An 18154-nucleotide genomic window follows, 5' to 3' on the forward strand; every position below is an offset into this window, starting at 1 on the left:
ATCCATCCTTCTTCCTTGCATGCGTAAAGGTGGATTGCCGGGTCAAGCCCGGCAATGACAGCGTTCTATCTTAAAAAAGACGAGCGCTTCGCCTTAGCGCGTCGGGATCGGCTTCTCGCCGCGATAGTCGTAGAAACCGCGCTGGGTCTTGCGACCGAGCCAGCCGGCTTCGACATATTTCACCAGCAGCGGGCACGGCCGATACTTGGAGTCGGCAAGGCCTTCATGCAGCACTTGCATGATCGACAGACACGTATCGAGGCCGATGAAATCGGCGAGTTCGAGCGGGCCCATCGGGTGATGCGCACCGAGCTTCATCGCGGCATCGATGGCTTCGACATTGCCGACGCCTTCATACAGCGTGTAGATCGCCTCGTTGATCATCGGCAAAAGAATACGATTGACGATGAAGGCCGGGAAATCTTCCGAGACGGCGATCTGCTTGCCGAGCCTCGTGACGAATTCCTTGGACGCGTCGAAGGTCGCGTCATCGGTGGCAATGCCGCGGATCAGTTCGACCAGTTCCATCAACGGCACCGGATTCATGAAGTGAATGCCGATGAACTTTTCGGGACGGTCGGTCGACGCGGCGAGGCGCGTGATCGAGATTGACGATGTGTTGGAAGCGATGATTGCCTCCGGCTTCAGCACAGCGCAGAGATCGTGGAAGATCTTGCGCTTGATCTCTTCCTTCTCGACAGCGGATTCGATCACGAGATCGCAATCGGCAAGGCCGTCCATCGTGTCCGACGAGGTGATGCGATCCAGCGCGGCCTTGCGTGCATCCTCGGTGATGACCTTCTTCGACACCTGACGCGACAGGTTGCCGTTGATCGTCGCCATGGCGGACTTCAGGCGGTCGGCAGAGACATCGTTCAGCACAACTTCGAGGCCGCCCAATGCAGCCACATGCGCAATGCCATTGCCCATCTGGCCCGAGCCGATCACGCCGACTTTCTTGATCATAACCGCCATCTTGCTTGTCATCTCTGGGAACACGCCGCCCGCGCATGCCGCGTTCGGAAAGCTATCTTTACATAAAATATCGGCCGGAGTCAGTCACTCCGGCCGATGTCGTTAATTGAGGCGCAAAGCCCTAATTCAGCAAGGCCTTATTTGCCAAATCCTTGCCCGCTGGGCCTCTACTTGCCGAGTGCTTCGGTCAGCTCCGGCACGGCCTGGTAGAGGTCGGCGACCAGGCCGTAATCGGCGACCTGGAAGATCGGCGCGTCTTCGTCCTTGTTGATCGCGACGATCACCTTGGAGTCCTTCATGCCGGCGAGATGCTGGATCGCGCCGGAAATGCCGATGGCGATATACAGCTCCGGAGCCACGACCTTGCCAGTCTGGCCGACCTGCCAGTCGTTCGGGGCATAACCGGCATCCACCGCGGCGCGCGAGGCGCCGACGCCGGCGCCGAGCTTGTCGGCGAGCGGCTCGATGTATTTGGCAAAGTTCTCGCGGCTCTGCATGGCACGGCCGCCGGACACGATGATCTTCGCCGAGGTCAGTTCCGGACGATCGCTCTTGGCCATGTCCTCGCCGACGAAGGTCGACAAACCCGGATTCTCGGCCGTCTTGGCGTCTTCCACCGCCGCGCTGCCGCCTTCACCGGCTGCACCGAAGGTCGAGGTACGCACCGTAATGACCTTCTTGGCATCCTTGGACTTCACGGTCTGGATCGCGTTACCGGCGTAGATCGGACGCTCATAGGTGTCGGGCGCGATCACCTTGGTGATTTCCGACACCTGCATCACGTCGAGCAGGGCGGCGACGCGCGGCATCACATTCTTCGAGCGCGTGGTCGCAGCGGCGATCAGCACGTCATAGGCGGCCGCCAGCGACACGATCAGCGCGGCCAGCGGCTCGGCAAGATCGTGGGCATAAGAGGCGTCGTCGGCGAGCAGTACCTTGGTGACGCCCTGCAGCTTGGCGGCAGCTTCCGCGGCCGGCTTCGCATTCTGGCCGGCAACGAGGATGTGCACCTCGCCGCCGATCTGGGTGGCAGCGGTGAGCGCCTTGTTGGTGGAATCCTTCAGAGTGGCGTTGTCGTGATCGGCAAGCAGCAATGTCGGCATTAGAGCACCCCGGCTTCAGTCTTGAGTTTCGATACCAGTTCGGCGACGTCCTTGACCTTGACGCCGGCCTTGCGGCCGCCCGGTTCGCTGGTCTTGATGATCTCGAGACGCGGAGAAATATCGACGCCGTAACCATCGGCGGTCTTCTCGTCGATCGGCTTCTTCTTTGCCTTCATGATGTTCGGCAGCGACGCGTAGCGCGGCTCGTTCAGACGAAGATCGGTGGTGACAATTGCCGGTCCCTTGAGCTTGACGGTTTGCAGACCGCCGTCGACTTCACGGGTCACGGTGACGTCGTCGCCTTCGACAACCAGCTTGTTGGCGAAAGTCGCCTGCGGCCAGCCGAGCAGCGCGGCCAGCATCTGGCCGGTCTGGTTGGCGTCGTCGTCGATCGCCTGCTTGCCGAGGATCACCAGGCCGGGCTTTTCCTCATCGGCGACGGCCTTGAGGATCTTCGCCACGGCGAGCGGCTCGACGGTGCCGTCAACCTTGACGAGGATGCCACGGTCGGCGCCCATCGCGAGGCCGGTGCGGAGGGTTTCGGACGCCTGTGCGGGACCGATCGAGACCACGACCACCTCGGTTGCGTTGCCGGCCTCTTTCAGGCGCAGGGCTTCCTCGACAGCGATTTCGTCGAACGGATTCATCGACATCTTGACGTTGGACAGTTCGACGCCCGATCCGTCGCTCTTGACGCGAACCTTGACGTTGTAATCGACCACCCGTTTGACCGCGACCAGAACCTTCATCGATCCTCTTTCGTGTGAGTTTTATTGTTTCAGAGCTTGCTCGGAAGCTTGGGCGCGGAACCTAAAGCCCCTGCCACACGGGGTCAACGCGCCAGACCCTAAAATCGAATGTCTCTAGGCCAGCCGATTTAGCCGAAATTACCGGTTCTGGCCGGGCACCCAGAGCACGTCGCCGGCGCCATTGTCGTTCTGCGAGCGGCTGGCGACGAAGAGGAAGTCCGACAGCCGGTTCATATATTGGATACCAGCGTCCGAGACCGGCTCATCGGGCTGGGCGGCGAGTTCCACTATGATCCGTTCCGCACGACGGCAGATTGTCCGGGCGACATGAAGGTGAGCGGCGGCTGGAGTTCCGCCAGGCAAAACAAACGAGGTCAGATCGGCCAGCGGCGCGTTGAGCATGTCAATATCGTTCTCCAACCGCTCGACCTGACTCGCCAGCAGGCGCAGCCGCTCGGCCTTGCCCTCGCGCTGCGGAACCGCGAGATCAGCCCCGAGATCGAACAGATCGTTCTGGATCAGCCCGAGCATCGCATCCAAGGACCGCGCATGGGCGAGATGCAGCCGCACCACGCCGATCGCCGCATTGGTCTCATCCACGGTTCCATAGGCGCTGACGCGGAGATCATATTTCGGCCGACGCTCGCCGGTGCCGAGAGCTGTCGTGCCGTCATCGCCAGTGCGGGTGTAGATGCGGTTGAGAACGACCATCGAATTGATCCAGCGCGAGTTAAGGAATTTGCGTCAGCGGCCCATCGCCCAGACGGTGGCCATGGTGAGGATAATGGCGACGAATTGCAGCACCACGCGCCACCGCATCAGCTTCTGCGAGCGATCAGGCGAGCCGCCGCGCATCATGTTGAACAGGCCAAGCAGCAGGACCAGCGCAACGGCGCCGACCGCGATGGGGAGGATAATGTTGCTGAGCGTTGATGTCATATCGGCTACATAACACTGCGTCACAGGCTGCGCTATCGCCGACCGTCAAAATGACACAGCGGTTACGCGCGCGCCGCAATGCAACGATCTGGCTTTTTCGCGTTAGATATCAGAAGCTAACATGAGAGCCGGTGATTTGCCGGGCCGATCCCGAACCAGGTGGCACGTGGGGCAGATACGCACCGTCTACGATGTCGTGATGGACGCCTTCTATACGTTTCTTGCCGATGACGGCTGGGCGATCGCCAGCCATATCGCCCTCTCCACCCTGATGGCGCTGTTTCCGTTCCTGATCGTGCTGGCCTCGCTGGCCGGCTTTTTCGGCTCCAAGAATCTCGCCGATCAGGCCGTCGGCCTGCTGCTAGAGGTCTGGCCCGATCAGGTGGCCGGCGCCCTGTCCTCGCAGATCCACGACGTGCTGACCACCACCCGCGGCGATGCGCTGACCATCGGTCTCGTGCTCGCAGTGTATTTCGCCTCCAACGGCGTCGAGAGCCTGCGCGTTGCCCTGAACCGCGCATATTCGGTGATCGAGCTGCGGCGCTGGTACTGGCTGCGGCTGGAGTCGATCGGCTACACGCTGGTCGCTGCCGTCACCGCGCTCGCCATGGCGTTCCTGATCGTGCTCGGCCCGCTGATGCTGGAAATCGTACGGCGCTATGTGCCGCTGATGGTGGAGAACAACGAGCGGCTGCTGACGGTGGCGCGTTACGGCATCACCATCGTCGCCATGGTGATCGCATTGTTCATCCTGCATGTGTGGCTGCCGGCAGGCCGCCGCACCTTCAGTCAGATCCTGCCGGGCATCATCTTCACGATGCTGGCGTCGCTGGCGTCGGGCATCGGCTTCGGCCTCTATCTCGCGCGCTTCGCCAACAACTATGTCACCATGTATGCCGGCCTGGCATCGGTGATCATCGCGCTGGTGTTTCTGTACTTCATTGCGGCGATCTTCGTGTTTGGCGGCGAACTGAATGCCGCCATCATCAAGTCGCGGCTGCCCCACGGCGTCTCGCTTCAAGCAGCGCAGTCGCTAGCGCCCGCGGAGACACCGGTTTGATCAGGAACGCGTCGGCGCCCGCCTGACGCGATGCGGCTTCGTCTTCACTGCGACCGGACACGCCAATGATCGCGACGCGGCCAGGCGGCGTCTTCAGCGCACGGATCTGCCGGATCGCCTCGACGCCATCGATCCCCGGCAGCACCATGTCCATGAGCACCGCATCGAACGTGCCCTGCGCAACGCGCTCCGCCGCTGCTTCGCCACGACCGATGAACTCGGCCTGATGGCCGAGTTCGGTGAGAATGGCATTGAGCACGACACGACCGAACGGATTGTCCTCGACGCTCAAGACCCGCAGCGCTTCTCCCGGAGCAAAAGAAGCATCATCGGCGCTCGACATGATGGCGATCGGACCATTCGTCTTGTCGAGGCCGACCGTCAGCGTGAACACTGTCCCACCACCGCGGCTCTGCGCCACAGTGATGTCGCCACCCATGGCGCGAGCGAGTTGTTTGACTGACGACAGGCCAAGGCCCGCACCGCCAAAACGCGACGCGATCGAGACATTGGCCTGCGAGAACGGTTTGAACAGCCGCTTGATCTCGGCCAGCGTGAGGCCGATGCCACTATCGGAGACGGTGAAGGATACGCCGACCTTGCCCGCCATGCGCACAGGCGAGACCTTCAGCGCCACATTGCCCTGCTCGGTAAATTTCACCGCATTGTCGATGAGATTTTCCAGCGCCGCGCGCAGCCGCACGGGATCGCCGATCACGAACACCGGCAGTCTGTCGGAGATCACGACCCGCGACAGCAGTCCCTTGGCAGCCGCGCGGCCTGCGAGCGAGTCGCCAATGTTGCGGGCAAGCGCGCGCAGATCGAAGAAGTCCTGCCGTAGTTCGAATCTGGATTTGCTGCTGCGCGCCGCATCGACGAACAATGTCGCGAGACCCGCCAGATGTTCGGCGCCAGCCTTGATCGTCTCGACCCAGCGCCGCTCACGCTCGTCGAGATCGGAGGTGGCCAGCAGATCGCTGACCGCAAGAATGCCGGTCAGCGGCGTGCGCACCTCATGGGCAAACACCGCCAGCGCGGTTTCCACCATCGTATCGGCACGCGGGGACCTGCGCTTGGCGCGCGGCTTCGATGCAGGCTTCTTCGCCGCACGCTTCTTTGCCACGCGCTTTTTCAGCGTTTGCTTGGTGCGCGTCCGCATCTTGCGCGGAGAGCGCGATGTCAGCGCCATATGTTGCCCACCCGTCCCGGCGGCACCATGCCACGGCGGGGCGCGCGGAGTCACGCCGCGGGCCCGGTCCAGCTTGCGAATTTCTTGCGGCGCGCTTGCGGCTAACTTGCGGCAGACGGGTCAGGCAGCCCGACCATGCGGCGGATATCCGCTGGTGTAGTGCCCCCGGCTCGCAACTCACGCAGGCTGGTGGAGCCGGTCGACTTCGACAGTTTGGCACCGGTGCCATCGCGCACGAGCAAATGATGCCGATAGACCGGTTGCGGCAGGCCGAGCAGTTGCTGCAATAGCCGGTGCACGCTGGTCGACCAGAACAGATCCTGGCCGCGCACCACATGGGTCACGCCCTGCAGCGCATCATCGAGGACAACCGAGAGATGATAGCTGGTCGGCGTCTCCTTGCGGGCCAGGATCACATCGCCCCACGCATCTGGCTGCGCGGTGACGGTACCCGTCTCGCCGCCCGGACCCCTGCCCTGCTCGGTCCATGTGAGCGGACCGCTGGCCACAATGGCTTTGGCCATATCCAGCCGCAGCGCCATGGGCGCATCCGCCTGTCTGAGTTCGGCGATGGCCTGTGGCGACAACGATCTGGCAATGCCTGGATAGAGAGGCGCACCATCGGGATCGCGCGGCCATGAGCCTTTCGCTTCTTCGGCCGCGATCATGCGCGCGATCTCGGCGCGGCTCTCGAAGCTCGGATAGAGCAGTCCCAAGGCTGCAAGCCGTTCGGTCGCTGCGCGGTAGTCGGTGAAATGCTGCGACTGTCGCCGTACCGGCATCTCCCAGGCGATGCCGAGCCAGGCAAGATCCTCGTAGATCGCCGCCTCGAATTCGGGCCGGCAGCGCGTGGCATCGATATCCTCGATCCGCAGCAACAACCGGCCACCGACCTCACGCGCCAGATCGAAATTCAGCAGCGCCGAATAGGCATGGCCGAGATGCAGATAGCCGTTGGGGCTGGGCGCGAAGCGAAAAACAGGGGCCATCACAGGTTTGCCTAGATCAGGTCGCGCGCGAAAGCACGCGTCAGCCAGTCCATGAACACACGCACCCGCGGCGAGAGCTGGCGATTGCGCGGATAGAGCAGCGACACGGGCGACGGCGTCGGCGGATGTTGCGGCACCACCTCGACCAGCGTGCCATCGGCGAGTTCGCCCTTGATCCGATAGTGCGGCACCTGCACCAGGCCGAAGCCGAGTTTCGCCATGGCCACGTAATTTTCCGCGCTGTTCACCGTGATCGCCACCCGCAAGGAGACAAGACGCAGCGCGCCGCTGTCCTGAAATTCCAGCGGCAGCACCGCGCCCGTCGCCGAGGAGTGATAGCCGACCATCCGATGGCCTTCGAGTGCATCGATCGACATCGGCATGCCCATGCGCGCGAGATAGGACGGCGCGGCGCAGGTGACTTCGTCCATCATGGTCAGCCGGCGCGCCACCATATCGCTGTCGCGGAGCTCGCCGACACGCACCACGCAGTCGATGCCCTCACGGATCAGATCGACGAGCCGGTCGCCCTCGCTGAGATAGAGCTGGATATCCGGATATTCGGCAAGAAAGTCCGGCAGATGCGGCAGCACGAAATTGCGCGCCAGCGTGCCATTCATATCCACCCGCAGCGGCCCCTTGGGCTTGGCCCCGCAGAACGCGCTTTCGGCGTCTTCAAGATCGGCAATCAGCGTCAGGCAGCGCTGGTGATAGGCCTCGCCGTCCAGCGTCGGTCGCACCAGCCGCGTGGTGCGCTCGAGCAGCCGCACGCCGAGCCGCGCCTCGATCTGCTTGACGGCATCGGTCACGGTCGACCGCGGCAGGCCGAGATCCGCCGCAGCAGCCGTAAAACTGCGCCGCTCCACCACCCGGGTGAACACCCGCATTGTCTCGAAACGGTCCATCTCTTTGTTCGCTAAATCCGGATTGTGATGCCAGATAATGCATCATTATCCGGAAAATGGAATCGCCTAAGTTTCTCCCATCAGAACGGCGCTGCCAGTCGGCCGTTTTATCGAGGAGAAGCGAAATGACCCACCAATCCAGCAAGGTAGCCATCGTGACGGGCGCATCCCGCGGCATCGGCGCAGCCATCGCCGAGCGACTGGGCCGTGATGGCTTCACGGTCATCGTCAATTACTCCGGCGATGCCGCGCTGGCCGAGGCCGTCGCACAAAAGATCGAAGCCGCGGGTGGCCGCGCGCTGACCGCCAAGGCCGATGTCAGCGATCCTGCCGCTGTGCGCGGGATGTTCGATGCAGCGGAGACCGCCTTTGGCGGCATCGACGTGCTGATCAACAATGCCGGCATCATGAAGCTCGCGAAATTCGCCGACGCCGACGACGCATCGTTCGACCAGCAGATCGCGGTCAATCTGAAGGGCACCTTCAACACCATGCGCGAAGCCGCCAAGCGGCTGCGCGATGGCGGCCGGGTCGTGAACTTCTCCACTGGTGTCGTAGGCACCAAGCTCGAGAGCTACGGCATCTATGCCGCCACCAAGGCTGCGGTCGAAACCATGACGGGTATCATGGCCAAGGAGATGCGGGGCCGCTCGATTACCGTGAACGCCATCGCGCCCGGCCCGACCGCAACCGACCTGTTCCTCAATGGCAAGTCGCCCGAACTGATCGAGCGTTTCGCCAAGGCGACGCCAATGGAGCGTCTCGGCACACCCGAGGACATCGCCAATGCCGTTGCTTTCCTGGTCGGCCCTGAAGGCGGCTGGATCAACGCCCAGGTGCTGCGCGCCAATGGCGGGCTTGTGTGAGATCGGAGCGACTGCCGCGCGTCATTTCTTCTTCCAGGCGCGGTAGTCGCTCTCCACCAGTTCCGACATGGTCTTGGCGGCTTTTCCGAGCCATCCCGGAGGGCGCTTCCTGAGATCGGCGCGCAAAGCCTTAGCGCCGATCTTGCTCGCGACGTGAATGGCAGCGAGATCCTGCCCCATCGCGTTCAATAGCTGCGTGGTCAGTTTGGCCAGCTCGGCGCCCGGACTCTTGCCGAGTTCAATCTTGCGAGAATCCGGCGCCAGCCGGCGGATCACGAACTTGCCGTCAATGGCCAGAAACGGATCCGGCGCGCGATAGCGTCCAAACGCCAGGGCGTGAAGATGCGAAATGCTCGACTTGCTACCATGTGCCCACAGCCATGCCGAAGGGACGAGCGCCTTTGCCTCCCTCAGGCAGCCCCCCCCTTCCGCAGTGGCGACGGCCACGTATCGTGGCCGTCCGAGGCCGCCGGTGCCCGCGACACGGCTGCCAAATCTCTCGATCGTTGCGCCCTTCAGCGACTTTTTCAGTGCCTGGACGACCTTTGCGGGCGGCTTGGCGGTCGGATACTTCTTCACCTCGTTCCAAAACTTCGCCGGCTTCTTGCGTGCGCGAACGGCATAGGGCCGCATCCAGAATTCGCGTTGATCCAATAAAGCCGGATGGGGATCGGCCAGACCCTTGCGGTAGCCGGCGAGAATGGCACGCGAGATTGCCGCTCTCCCAAGCCTCATGCCCGGCGCAAGCAGCGCGCTGGTCGTAAGACGAACGAGATCGAACAGATACGGCATCTTCGCCGCCTCATCGAAATCGTTGATGCCCCAGACCAGCCGCCCTTCGGCGTCCCGCCAAGTGCCGTAGTTTTCGAGATGGACGTCGCCGACGCACAGGACATGCGGCGCATCGCATAATGTCGGGCAGAGGTCTTCGATCTTCCTTGCCCACCGAAAATACGTGCCACGCAAAAAGACGAAGGGGTCCTCGCGCATCAGTCGGTGCTTGAGCCTGAGGTCCTTTTCCACGACGTCGCACTGGCCACGCAGCCAATCCTCATACGCGCTGTTATCTTCGCGAAAAGACATCTGGGCCTCGCGGTCGCTCAAAAACAATCAAAAGATGTATTGAATTCAGGATGCACCATAAAACGGTGCAACGAAACCGGCTATGGCAAAATTCGCGGCGTCGAACGCAAAACGCCGGGTATCAGAGACACCCGGCGTTTTGAATTCTCGGTCAAAGGCGCGTCTCAGGACTCGGCGCGGCCGCCCTGGATCACGACGACGCGGCTACCGATCTTCACGCGGCTGTAGAGATCGACCACATCCTGGTTCATCAGCCGGATGCAGCCGCTGGAAACGGCGTGGCCGATGGTCTCGGGCTCGGTGGTGCCGTGAATGCGGAACATGGTGTCGCGGTCGCCCTGATAGAGATACATCGCACGCGGCCCGAGCGGATTATCGATGCCGCCCTCCATGCCGCCCGCCATCTTGCGGTAGCGCGCCGGTTCGCGGTTCATCATGTTTTCCGTCGGGCTCCAGTGCGGCCACTCGGCCTTGCGCTTGATCACCGCAGCGCCGGCGAAAGCGAGGCCGGCCTTGCCGACGCCGATGCCATAGCGCATCGCCTTGCCGTCGCCTTCCACGAGATAGAGATGCCGTGCGGCCGTATCGACCACGATGGTGCCTGCGGGCTCCTTGGTGCGGTAAGCGACGCGCTGACGCAGCATCGCCGAATCGATTCCGGAGACGTCGATGGCCGGCAGCGTGTGCCCGCCGTCATTCAACTCGGCATAGCTGGCGGACGGACCGCCAAAGCCGGTGGACGACATCATCCCCCCGCTGCTTGCACATCCTGCCAACACAGCGGGCAACATCAAAAGCGCCAGAAGGCGCAGCCCGCGTGATCCACCAAAACCTGTCATTCCCAACCCTTGCTGCAACGCGTCCAACCCGGACGACCCGCACCTCATACAGGGCTGAGCGATCAAATCAGGCTCAACAGCGTGTCATTTGGCTCATGGAACAGCTCTGGACTGCACTTTGCGCGTCGCTGTGGTGATCGCGCCACAGCCGCGCAGGCTCACGAATAACCTCAGGTTGATCAATCGCCTTTGAGGGTCGGCGAGCGCGCAGCACGGGCTTTCCCACGGAACCGCAGCAGCGATGGCCGGCCATGCGGGCCGAAGCGCTCCACCATGGGTCTCACCGGCCCTGTTGAGGCCTGAGGCCGACAGCATTGTGGACCGCGCCAGGACAACGCGATTCAACACGATGTCGTCCCGCAACTATCAATGCGCGGACGACCGCTACAAATGCCACGCGCATGACGGGATCGATATCATGTCCATTGGCAGGACGACGTGTTCGATGAAGTCCACGCGCCTTATAATGCGAAGCACTTGCAGCTGGATTTCACGGCTTGCATCGTTGTGATCGGCATATTAGAGCACACAGCCGCGTGAGACTTCGCGTTACCCCAACGAGATTTTCAGATGACAAGCGTTCGCAGTCTTGCGCAAGGCAGCATTGCCGTTGGCCTGCTGGTCCTCGGTATGAAATACGCTGCCTATCATCTGACCGGCAGCGTCGCACTGCTGTCCGATGCGATTGAAAGCATCGTCAATGTCGTGACGGCGATCGTCGTCTTGCTCGCAACCACGCTGAGCGCGAAACCGGCAGACGACGATCATCCCTACGGGCATCATAAGGCTGAATATTTCTCGGCCGTGCTCGAAGGCGTACTGATCGTGCTCGCCGCGATCCTGATCCTGCGCGAAGCCTATCAAAGCTATCTTGTACCGCGCCTTGTCGAAGCACCCTGGGTCGGGCTTCTGCTCAACGCAGCGGCGAGTGTCATCAATGCAGGTTGGGCATGGGTACTAATCCGGCAAGGTCGCATTCACCGCTCGCCGGCTCTCGCAGCGGACGGCCGCCATTTATTGTCCGACGTGTATTCTTCAATCGGCGTTCTCGGCGGCGTCGGAGTAGCGGCACTGTCGGGCATCGCCATTCTCGATCCGATCCTTGCGGCGCTCGTCGCGCTCAACATCCTGTGGGCCGGTTGGGGCCTGATGAAGGAGTCGCTCAGCGGATTGATGGATGAGGCCATCCCGCCAGCCATGCTCGCGAGCATCAAGCAGACCATATCGGCCCATGCCGACGGCGCCATCGAGGCTCACGACCTGCGCACCCGCCGCGCCGGCAGCATGACCTTTATCGATTTCCATCTGGTGGTGGCAGGATCGACCACTGTGAGCGCCGCGCACGACATTTGCGACAAGCTCGAGACCGCGATCCGCCAGGAGATCGGCGAGGCTCTGATCACCATCCATGTCGAACCCGACGACAAGGCCAAGCATTCCGGCATCGTCGTTCTCTAGATTTCGGGTCACTTCGCTCCACGAACGGCTTTGACAGGTTCCGCCCCCGTGTTAATCGGGAGGCGAGGATCGTTCCCGTGACACATGTTTCGCGCAAACGCTGGTTTGGGGCCGTGGCATCTTTGGCCGCTGCCTATGCGCTTGTGCTCAATGTGGTGTTGTCCAGCCTGTTGCTGGCGGCGATCTCGCCGACCGCGCAGGCCGCAGGCTTCGAGCTCTGCCTCACCCATCCTGACCTTGCCGCATCCCCTGATGACACCGGCAAGACATCAGGCGCACCTGCGGTGCATTGCCCGATCTGCGTCGGCACCCATGCGCCGGGTGCCCCGCCGGCCTCCGCGACTTTCCTCGTCTCGCGTATCGCCATCGCGATCGCTCCCGTTGCCGCCCTCGACGATCGCATCGTTGCGGAAGCAGCAACCTCCGACCACCGGGCCCGCGCGCCGCCGCGCCTGAGCTGACGTTCCACGCCGTCAGACGCCGCGCATCAGCGCGCGCGTTGCTCAGTTCAATCCCGGTGGAGTTTTCCCCATGCTATCCGTTTCCATGCGGCTGCGCAGCGTCCTGCTCGCATCCGCGGCCGCGCTCATTCCAGGCGCGGTGTCGGCCCAATCGGCCCTTTCAACATCGCTTCCGGCGGTTACCGTCGATGCACCCGCGCAGCAGCGCGCTGCAGCCGCGCGCAAGCCACGCACCGCGGCGCCAAACGCCCGTACGGCCCGCAGCACCCCTGCGGCAACGCCAGCATCTGTCGGCGCGCAGGCCCCGACCGTCCCAGGGACCCTTACGGTGCTCACCGCGCAGCAGGCACTCCGCGAGATCCAGCAGACGCCCGGCGGCGTCGCGCTGGTGACGGCGGATGCGTGGCGAACGTCGACGCCGTCGAACACCATCAAGGACATCCTCGACTACGTACCGGGCGTGTTCGCGCAGCCGAAATGGGGCGACGACACCCGCCTGTCGATCCGCGGATCAAGCCTGTCGCGCAATTTCCATCTGCGCGGCGTGCAGCTCTATATGGACGGCATCCCGATCAACACCGCCGACGGCTATGGCGATTTCCAGGAGATCGACCCGACCGCCTATAAATATGTGGAGGTGTTCAAGGGCGGCAACGCATTGCGCTTCGGCGCCAATTCGCTCGGCGGCGCGATCAATTTCGTGACGCCCACCGGCCGCGATCCTTTTCCGAACGGCGCGTCGGTCGACATGGGCGCCTTCGGCTTCCGTCGCCTGCAGGCCAACACCGGCGGCGCCAATGGTCCGTGGGACGGTTTCATCACGGCCTCGACGCAGTCCGCCGATGGCTTCCGCGATCACAGCTACGGCGAGGCAACACGCGTCAGCGGCAATGTCGGCTACCAGTTCTCGCCGGACTTCGAGACCCGCTTCTATCTTAATGCCAACAGCGTGCGGCAGCGCATTCCCGGCTCCGTCAGCAAAGACAGCGCGCTGAACTCACCGACGACCGCAGCAGCAGGCAATCTCACCGGCGACCAGCAGCGCAACATCGACACGGTGCGCCTCGCCAACAAGACCACCATCCGGCTCGACAACACCACGATCGACTTTGGCGTGTTCGGCGTCGATCGGCACCTGATGCACCCGATCTTCCAGTATCTGGATTACAGCTATCAGGACTATGGCGGCTTCGCGAAAGTGACCGACGACCGCAATATCGGCGGCTATCGGAACGTGTTCGTCGCCGGCGTGAATGTCATCAACGGCAGGATCGACAATAACCAGTATGTCAATGTCGCGGGCCAGAAGGGCGCGCTGGCGTCGTCCTCGATCGACCGCTCGAAGAACACGTCGGTCTATGTCGAGAATTCGTTCTATGTGCTGCCCACCATCGCACTGATTGGCGGCACGCAATTCCTCTATGCCACGCGCAACCGTCAGGATCGTTTCCTGGGCGATGGCGACCAATCGGGCGCCACCGAATTCAACCTGTGGAGTCCGAAAGGCGGATTGCTCTGGAATATCGATCCGACCTGGCAGGCTTACGCGAATATCTCGCGCAGTGCCGAAGTCCCGAGCTTCGGCGAGAGTTCGAACGGCCCAGGCATCCCGACGATTCCCTTCACCAGCATCCGGCCACAGCGTGCGACGACCTATGAAATCGGCACCCGCGGACGACGTCCCGACCTGACCTGGGAACTGACGGGTTACCGCGCCAACATCACCGACGAATTGCAATGCATTTACAGCGCCTTCGGCAATTGCAACGTCACCAATGCGGATCGCACCATCCATCAGGGCATCGAGGCCGGCCTCGGTATCGCTGTGTTCAAGGGCATGTTCGACGCGGGTCCGCAGCCGGACAAGCTCTGGCTCAACATGGCCTATACGTTCAACGACTTCCGCTTCGACAATGACGCGACTTTCGGCAACAACCTGCTACCGGGCGCGCCGCGGCACTATCTGCGCGCGGAATTGCTCTACAAGCACGCCAACGGCTTCTATCTCGGCCCCAATGTCGAATGGGTGCCGGAAGCCTACTATGTCGACAGCGCCAACACGCTGAAGACCGAACCCTATGCGCTGCTCGGCCTGAAAGCCGGCGTCGACAATGGCGGCACATATTCGGGCTATATCGAAGCACGCAACGTACTCGACACCCGCTACATCGCCTCCGCCAGCATTCTCAATCAGGCCACGGCGACATCGCCGCTGTTCGAACCCGGCACCGGCCGCGCCATCTATGCCGGCGTCAAGGCGAGGTGGTGAAGATGACGAATTCCGCTATGCTTCAATCCACGAAAGGACGTTCCATGACCAACCGCTCCATGCTGTTGCTTCTCACTGCGCTGGGCGCAGTGGCATCGCCTGCTTATGCCCATGTCTTCGTGCAGAGCGGTCCGGCCACGATCGGCGGCTCCTATCGCGCAGTGCTCGCCGTACCGCATGGCTGCGGTGCCTCGCCAACGACGAAGATCACCGTGCAGATTCCGGAAGGCATGATCGCGGTCAAGCCGATGCCGAAGCCCGGCTGGACCATCGCCGTGAAGAAAGGCGCCTATGCGCAGTCCTACGATTTCATGCACGGCATGAAGGCGTCGGAGGGCGTCAAGGAAATCACCTGGACCGGGAAGCTCGACAACGACTTCTATGACGAGTTCGTATTCTCGGCCTATCTGCCTGCCGCATTGAAGGCCGATGCACCGTTGTATCTGCCGACATTGCAGAGCTGCGAGCAGGGTTCGGAAGACTGGGCGCAAATCCCGGCTGCGGGGCAGGATCCGCACAGCCTGAAATCGCCGGCGCCGATCGTACGCCTTGCCGCGGCATCACCACATGATGCAATGGCGCAGATGGCCGGCATGGTCCATGCGGGCGACCTGATGATCATGACGCCCTGGACGCGCGCCACACCGCCCGCGGCCAAGGTGGCCGGCGGCTATCTCACCATCACCAACAACGGCAAGACCAGCGACAAACTCCTGGGGGGCACATTCACCGGCGGCAGCCGCATCGAAGTGCATGAGATGAGCGTGACCGATGGCGTGATGAAGATGCGCCCACTCAATGACGGACTCGAGATCAAGCCCGGCGCCACTGTGAAGCTCGAGCCCGGCGGCTATCATCTGATGCTGATGGATCTCGCCAAGCCGTTCGCCAAGGGCGACAAGGTGAAGGCGCAGTTGCAGTTCGAGAAGGCCGGCAAGGTGGACATCGAACTCGACGTCAACGCCGTCGGCGCGTCGGCACCGGCCGGCGGCGGACACGCGCACTGATCACGTCAAGATGCTGCGCACCGCACATGTTGCGGTGCGCCTGATGTCTACGGACAAGGCCGCGATTGTGTCGGGTGTATCGTGTCGTTAGTGCAGCCGGGGAGCTTTCAGCATCTTGGAGCGGTCCGTGGATACCAACTCGACATCGAATGTATCGCCACCGCGATAGAGCGTCAGCGGCACGTCGACACCGGCCGGACCCAGCGCCCAGAGTGCGCGATAGAATTCGACGGAATCGGATACCTCCTCACCGTTGACGGCAAGAATCACGTCGCCGGTCTTGAGCTCGGCCCGGGCCGCGGGGCCCTTCCTGGCGATCCCGACCACGACGACCTTGTCCTCGACCTCGGCGGCATACAGCCCGAGCCACGGCCGCGGCGGCTTGTTGGCACGACCATAGGTCTTGAGATCGTCGAGGACCGGCTTCAGCAGGTCGATCGGCACGACCATGTTGAGATGCTCGTTCTTGCCGCCGTGCTCGCGCTCGATCTGCAGCGAGCCGATGCCGATCAACTCGCCCTTGGCGTTGATCAGGGCGGCACCGCCCCAGTTCGGATGCGCCGGATGCGTGAAAATCGCGTCGTCGAGCAGGTATTCCCAATAGCCGGCGAATTCCTGTGTCGCGGCGATCTTGCCGGCCACGGACCGCGTGCGTCCGCCGACGCCGCCGACCACCACGCGATCGCCGATCTTCGCGCTCGCCGACTCACCGAGCGGCAGCGGCGCGATGTCGATCTCGCCGAGCGCCTGCACGAGTCCGAAACCGCTTTCCTGATCGACGCCCAGCGCCGTGCCCTGCACCACGCGGCCGTCGCCGAGATGCACCCAGATCGTTTCGGCCTCGGTGATGAGATAGCCGATGGTGAGAATGAGACCGTCACCGATCAGCACGCCATTGCCGGCGCGCTCGGTGCCGAGCGTATCCGCCGTGAAAGCATCTTCCGGGATGATGCAATGCAGCCCAACCACCGCCTCCAGCGCCTGTTCGAGGTCGAATCCGTAATCCTCAGCACGCGGCTGCACGCCCGGGGGCACTTTCCACTCGGTCAGTGAAGGCATGCAAAATCTCCTTTGTCCGGGATGGGTAGCCCCCGCCATATAAGAACCGATCGCGGACGTGGAAGTCCAGCCTGTGAACTTAGCGACCCTGCGGCGTTTGGTTACGCAGCGGGACGTTGTGCGAGCCACGCCAGCAGCACCGCATTGACCTCGCGTGGATAGCAGTGGCTGAGATCGTCGATCTCGCGATAGGTGACGTCGGCGCCGGCGATCGTGAGCGCCTGCTGTGCCTCGCGCGCGGTCTGCACCGGAAACATCCAGTCGAGACGGCCATGGACGAGATGGATCGGCAGGCCGCGCAGGCGATCTGCATCGGCAAACTGCGCCATCAGCGGATGGAAGGTGGAGGCCACCGGCGCCAGATGGGTGAAGGGCGACTCGGCGCGCAGGCCGCTGACATAGCAGAAGGTGCCGCCATCGCTCATGCCGGTCAGCAGCAATTGCGCGGGATCGATATGCCAGCGCGACTGCACCAGATCGAGAATGCGCGAAAGATTCGGCGTATCGGCATCGTCGCCCATCAGCGCCCAGGTGCTGCCGATCGCCGTCGGCGCGATGAGGATCGTGCCAGAGCTGCGCGCATCGGCGAGCCAGCTCCACAAGAAAGCCCGGCCGTTGCCGCTGCCGCCATGCAGCGCCATCACCAGCGGCCAGGCACGATCCGGCGTGTAGGTCTCCGGCACATACATCGAGAAACCGCCGCGACGTCCGGGCTCACCATCATGAATGACGCCGGTGCTCTCTGCCGAAGGCAATGCCAGTCGTTCAAGCAGTGCCGTGTTCTCGCGCATGTCAGGCGGAAGAAAGAACGTACTCACCGGCGGCAGCCGCGCCACCGTGGCATAAAGCGATTCCTGTGCGCGCGTGGCGTGACGTAGCGCACGAAACACCATCGGCAGATCGCCACTGGGCTGCTGGGCCGCGCGCAAGCCGGTAAAGGCTGTCAGCGCCGCGTCACTCGCCGCATCGAGATGAGCCCGCAGATCGCTAAAATCATCCGGCCATGCGTTGAGCTCTGCGCGCACCGCCTTGAGCGCCTGATCGGGCTCGCCCACCGCTTCCATAACGGCGCCGAAAGTCGGCGGATGCAGATTGCGCGCAACGAATTGCAGCGCCTCGAGCGACTGCAGCAGGGGCGGCAGCAGAACAACGATATCGTCGACGACTATGTCGCTCATCGGAAGCTCCGGGCAAATCGTTTGG

The 18154-nt window shown here is 62.8% G+C and carries 18 protein-coding genes; 6 read left to right on the forward strand and 12 right to left on the reverse strand.

Annotated features, from left to right (window positions below; genetic code table 11):
• Positions 1 to 93: 93 nt before the first annotated feature.
• From AB8B20_RS17115 to AB8B20_RS17135, 5 genes are all read right to left on the reverse strand, one after another.
• Entirely contained in the window at positions 94 to 975 is an 882-nt protein-coding gene (locus tag AB8B20_RS17115; RefSeq protein WP_439074543.1) for a 3-hydroxybutyryl-CoA dehydrogenase, read from the reverse strand.
• Positions 976 to 1142: 167 nt separating this feature from the next.
• Positions 1143 to 2078: an electron transfer flavoprotein subunit alpha/FixB family protein gene (locus AB8B20_RS17120; protein ID WP_439074542.1), complete on the reverse strand. Its 936-nt coding sequence runs from the start codon at positions 2076 to 2078 to the stop codon at positions 1143 to 1145.
• Complete coding sequence (locus AB8B20_RS17125) at positions 2078 to 2827, reverse strand: electron transfer flavoprotein subunit beta/FixA family protein (RefSeq protein WP_439074541.1); 750 nt, start codon at positions 2825 to 2827, stop codon at positions 2078 to 2080. Before AB8B20_RS17125 ends, AB8B20_RS17120 begins: the two co-directional genes overlap by 1 nt.
• Positions 2828 to 2965: 138 nt before the next feature.
• Positions 2966 to 3538, reverse strand: coding sequence for a cob(I)yrinic acid a,c-diamide adenosyltransferase (locus AB8B20_RS17130; protein ID WP_089267625.1), 573 nt, complete (start codon positions 3536 to 3538; stop codon positions 2966 to 2968).
• 33 nt (positions 3539 to 3571) lie between these two features.
• Positions 3572 to 3766, reverse strand: coding sequence for a twin transmembrane helix small protein (locus AB8B20_RS17135; RefSeq protein WP_068730376.1), 195 nt, complete (start codon positions 3764 to 3766; stop codon positions 3572 to 3574).
• A 199-nt stretch (positions 3767 to 3965) separates the two neighbouring features.
• Here AB8B20_RS17135 and AB8B20_RS17140 point away from each other — a divergent pair, with 199 nt between their 5' ends.
• Entirely contained in the window at positions 3966 to 4826 is an 861-nt protein-coding gene (locus AB8B20_RS17140) for a YihY/virulence factor BrkB family protein (RefSeq protein WP_210269064.1), read from the forward strand.
• Here the strand turns inward: AB8B20_RS17140 and AB8B20_RS17145 are convergent.
• The 3 genes from AB8B20_RS17145 to AB8B20_RS17155 form a co-directional block, all read right to left on the reverse strand.
• The gene (locus AB8B20_RS17145; RefSeq protein ID WP_439074540.1) at positions 4753 to 6015 is read right to left on the reverse strand and encodes an ATP-binding protein; all 1263 of its coding nucleotides are present in this window, start codon (positions 6013 to 6015) and stop codon (positions 4753 to 4755) included. The two genes, AB8B20_RS17140 and AB8B20_RS17145, sit on opposite strands and share 74 nt — an antisense overlap.
• Before the next feature lie 101 nt (positions 6016 to 6116).
• Positions 6117 to 7004, reverse strand: a complete 888-nt coding sequence (gene gluQRS, locus AB8B20_RS17150; RefSeq protein ID WP_439074539.1) for a tRNA glutamyl-Q(34) synthetase GluQRS — start codon at positions 7002 to 7004, stop codon at positions 6117 to 6119.
• Positions 7005 to 7015: 11 nt separating this feature from the next.
• Positions 7016 to 7909: a LysR family transcriptional regulator gene (locus AB8B20_RS17155; protein ID WP_439074538.1), complete on the reverse strand. Its 894-nt coding sequence runs from the start codon at positions 7907 to 7909 to the stop codon at positions 7016 to 7018.
• A gap of 125 nt (positions 7910 to 8034) precedes the next feature.
• Between AB8B20_RS17155 and AB8B20_RS17160 the strand changes: the two genes are divergently transcribed.
• On the forward strand, positions 8035 to 8775 hold the full coding sequence (locus AB8B20_RS17160) for an SDR family oxidoreductase (RefSeq protein WP_439074537.1): 741 nt from the start codon (positions 8035 to 8037) through the stop codon (positions 8773 to 8775).
• Between the two features lie 21 nt (positions 8776 to 8796).
• On the opposite strand, the gene AB8B20_RS17165 is transcribed toward AB8B20_RS17160, so the two are convergent.
• Together AB8B20_RS17165 and AB8B20_RS17170 are read right to left on the reverse strand one after the other, a co-directional pair.
• Positions 8797 to 9858 carry a DUF2252 family protein gene (locus AB8B20_RS17165; protein ID WP_439074536.1) on the reverse strand — a complete coding sequence of 354 codons (1062 nt, stop codon included), beginning with the start codon at positions 9856 to 9858 and terminating at the stop codon, positions 8797 to 8799.
• 164 nt (positions 9859 to 10022) lie between these two features.
• Positions 10023 to 10607: a L,D-transpeptidase gene (locus AB8B20_RS17170; protein ID WP_439074535.1), complete on the reverse strand. Its 585-nt coding sequence runs from the start codon at positions 10605 to 10607 to the stop codon at positions 10023 to 10025.
• Positions 10608 to 11267: 660 nt separating this feature from the next.
• Here AB8B20_RS17170 and AB8B20_RS17175 point away from each other — a divergent pair.
• The 4 genes from AB8B20_RS17175 (at position 11268) to AB8B20_RS17190 (ending at position 15892) form a co-directional block, all read left to right on the forward strand.
• A complete protein-coding gene (locus AB8B20_RS17175; RefSeq protein ID WP_175366000.1) occupies positions 11268 to 12155 on the forward strand; it encodes a cation diffusion facilitator family transporter in 888 nt (295 codons plus the stop codon).
• Between the two features lie 77 nt (positions 12156 to 12232).
• On the forward strand, positions 12233 to 12616 hold the full coding sequence (locus AB8B20_RS17180) for a DUF2946 family protein (protein ID WP_439059920.1): 384 nt from the start codon (positions 12233 to 12235) through the stop codon (positions 12614 to 12616).
• Between the two features lie 70 nt (positions 12617 to 12686).
• Positions 12687 to 14885, forward strand: coding sequence for a TonB-dependent receptor family protein (locus AB8B20_RS17185; RefSeq protein ID WP_439074534.1), 2199 nt, complete (start codon positions 12687 to 12689; stop codon positions 14883 to 14885).
• Between the two features lie 44 nt (positions 14886 to 14929).
• Positions 14930 to 15892, forward strand: a complete 963-nt coding sequence (locus AB8B20_RS17190) for a DUF1775 domain-containing protein (protein ID WP_439074533.1) — start codon at positions 14930 to 14932, stop codon at positions 15890 to 15892.
• An 87-nt stretch (positions 15893 to 15979) separates the two neighbouring features.
• On the opposite strand, the gene AB8B20_RS17195 is transcribed toward AB8B20_RS17190, so the two are convergent.
• The gene (locus AB8B20_RS17195) at positions 15980 to 16951 is read right to left on the reverse strand and encodes a S1C family serine protease (RefSeq protein WP_120287257.1); all 972 of its coding nucleotides are present in this window, start codon (positions 16949 to 16951) and stop codon (positions 15980 to 15982) included.
• Between the two features lie 101 nt (positions 16952 to 17052).
• A complete protein-coding gene (locus AB8B20_RS17200) occupies positions 17053 to 18129 on the reverse strand; it encodes a phospholipase (RefSeq protein ID WP_439074532.1) in 1077 nt (358 codons plus the stop codon).
• Positions 18130 to 18154 lie beyond the last annotated feature (25 nt).

It is taken from the genome of Tardiphaga sp. 866_E4_N1_4 (genome assembly GCF_052076075.1).
In the GTDB taxonomy this organism is placed as follows: domain Bacteria; phylum Pseudomonadota; class Alphaproteobacteria; order Rhizobiales; family Xanthobacteraceae; genus Tardiphaga; species Tardiphaga robiniae.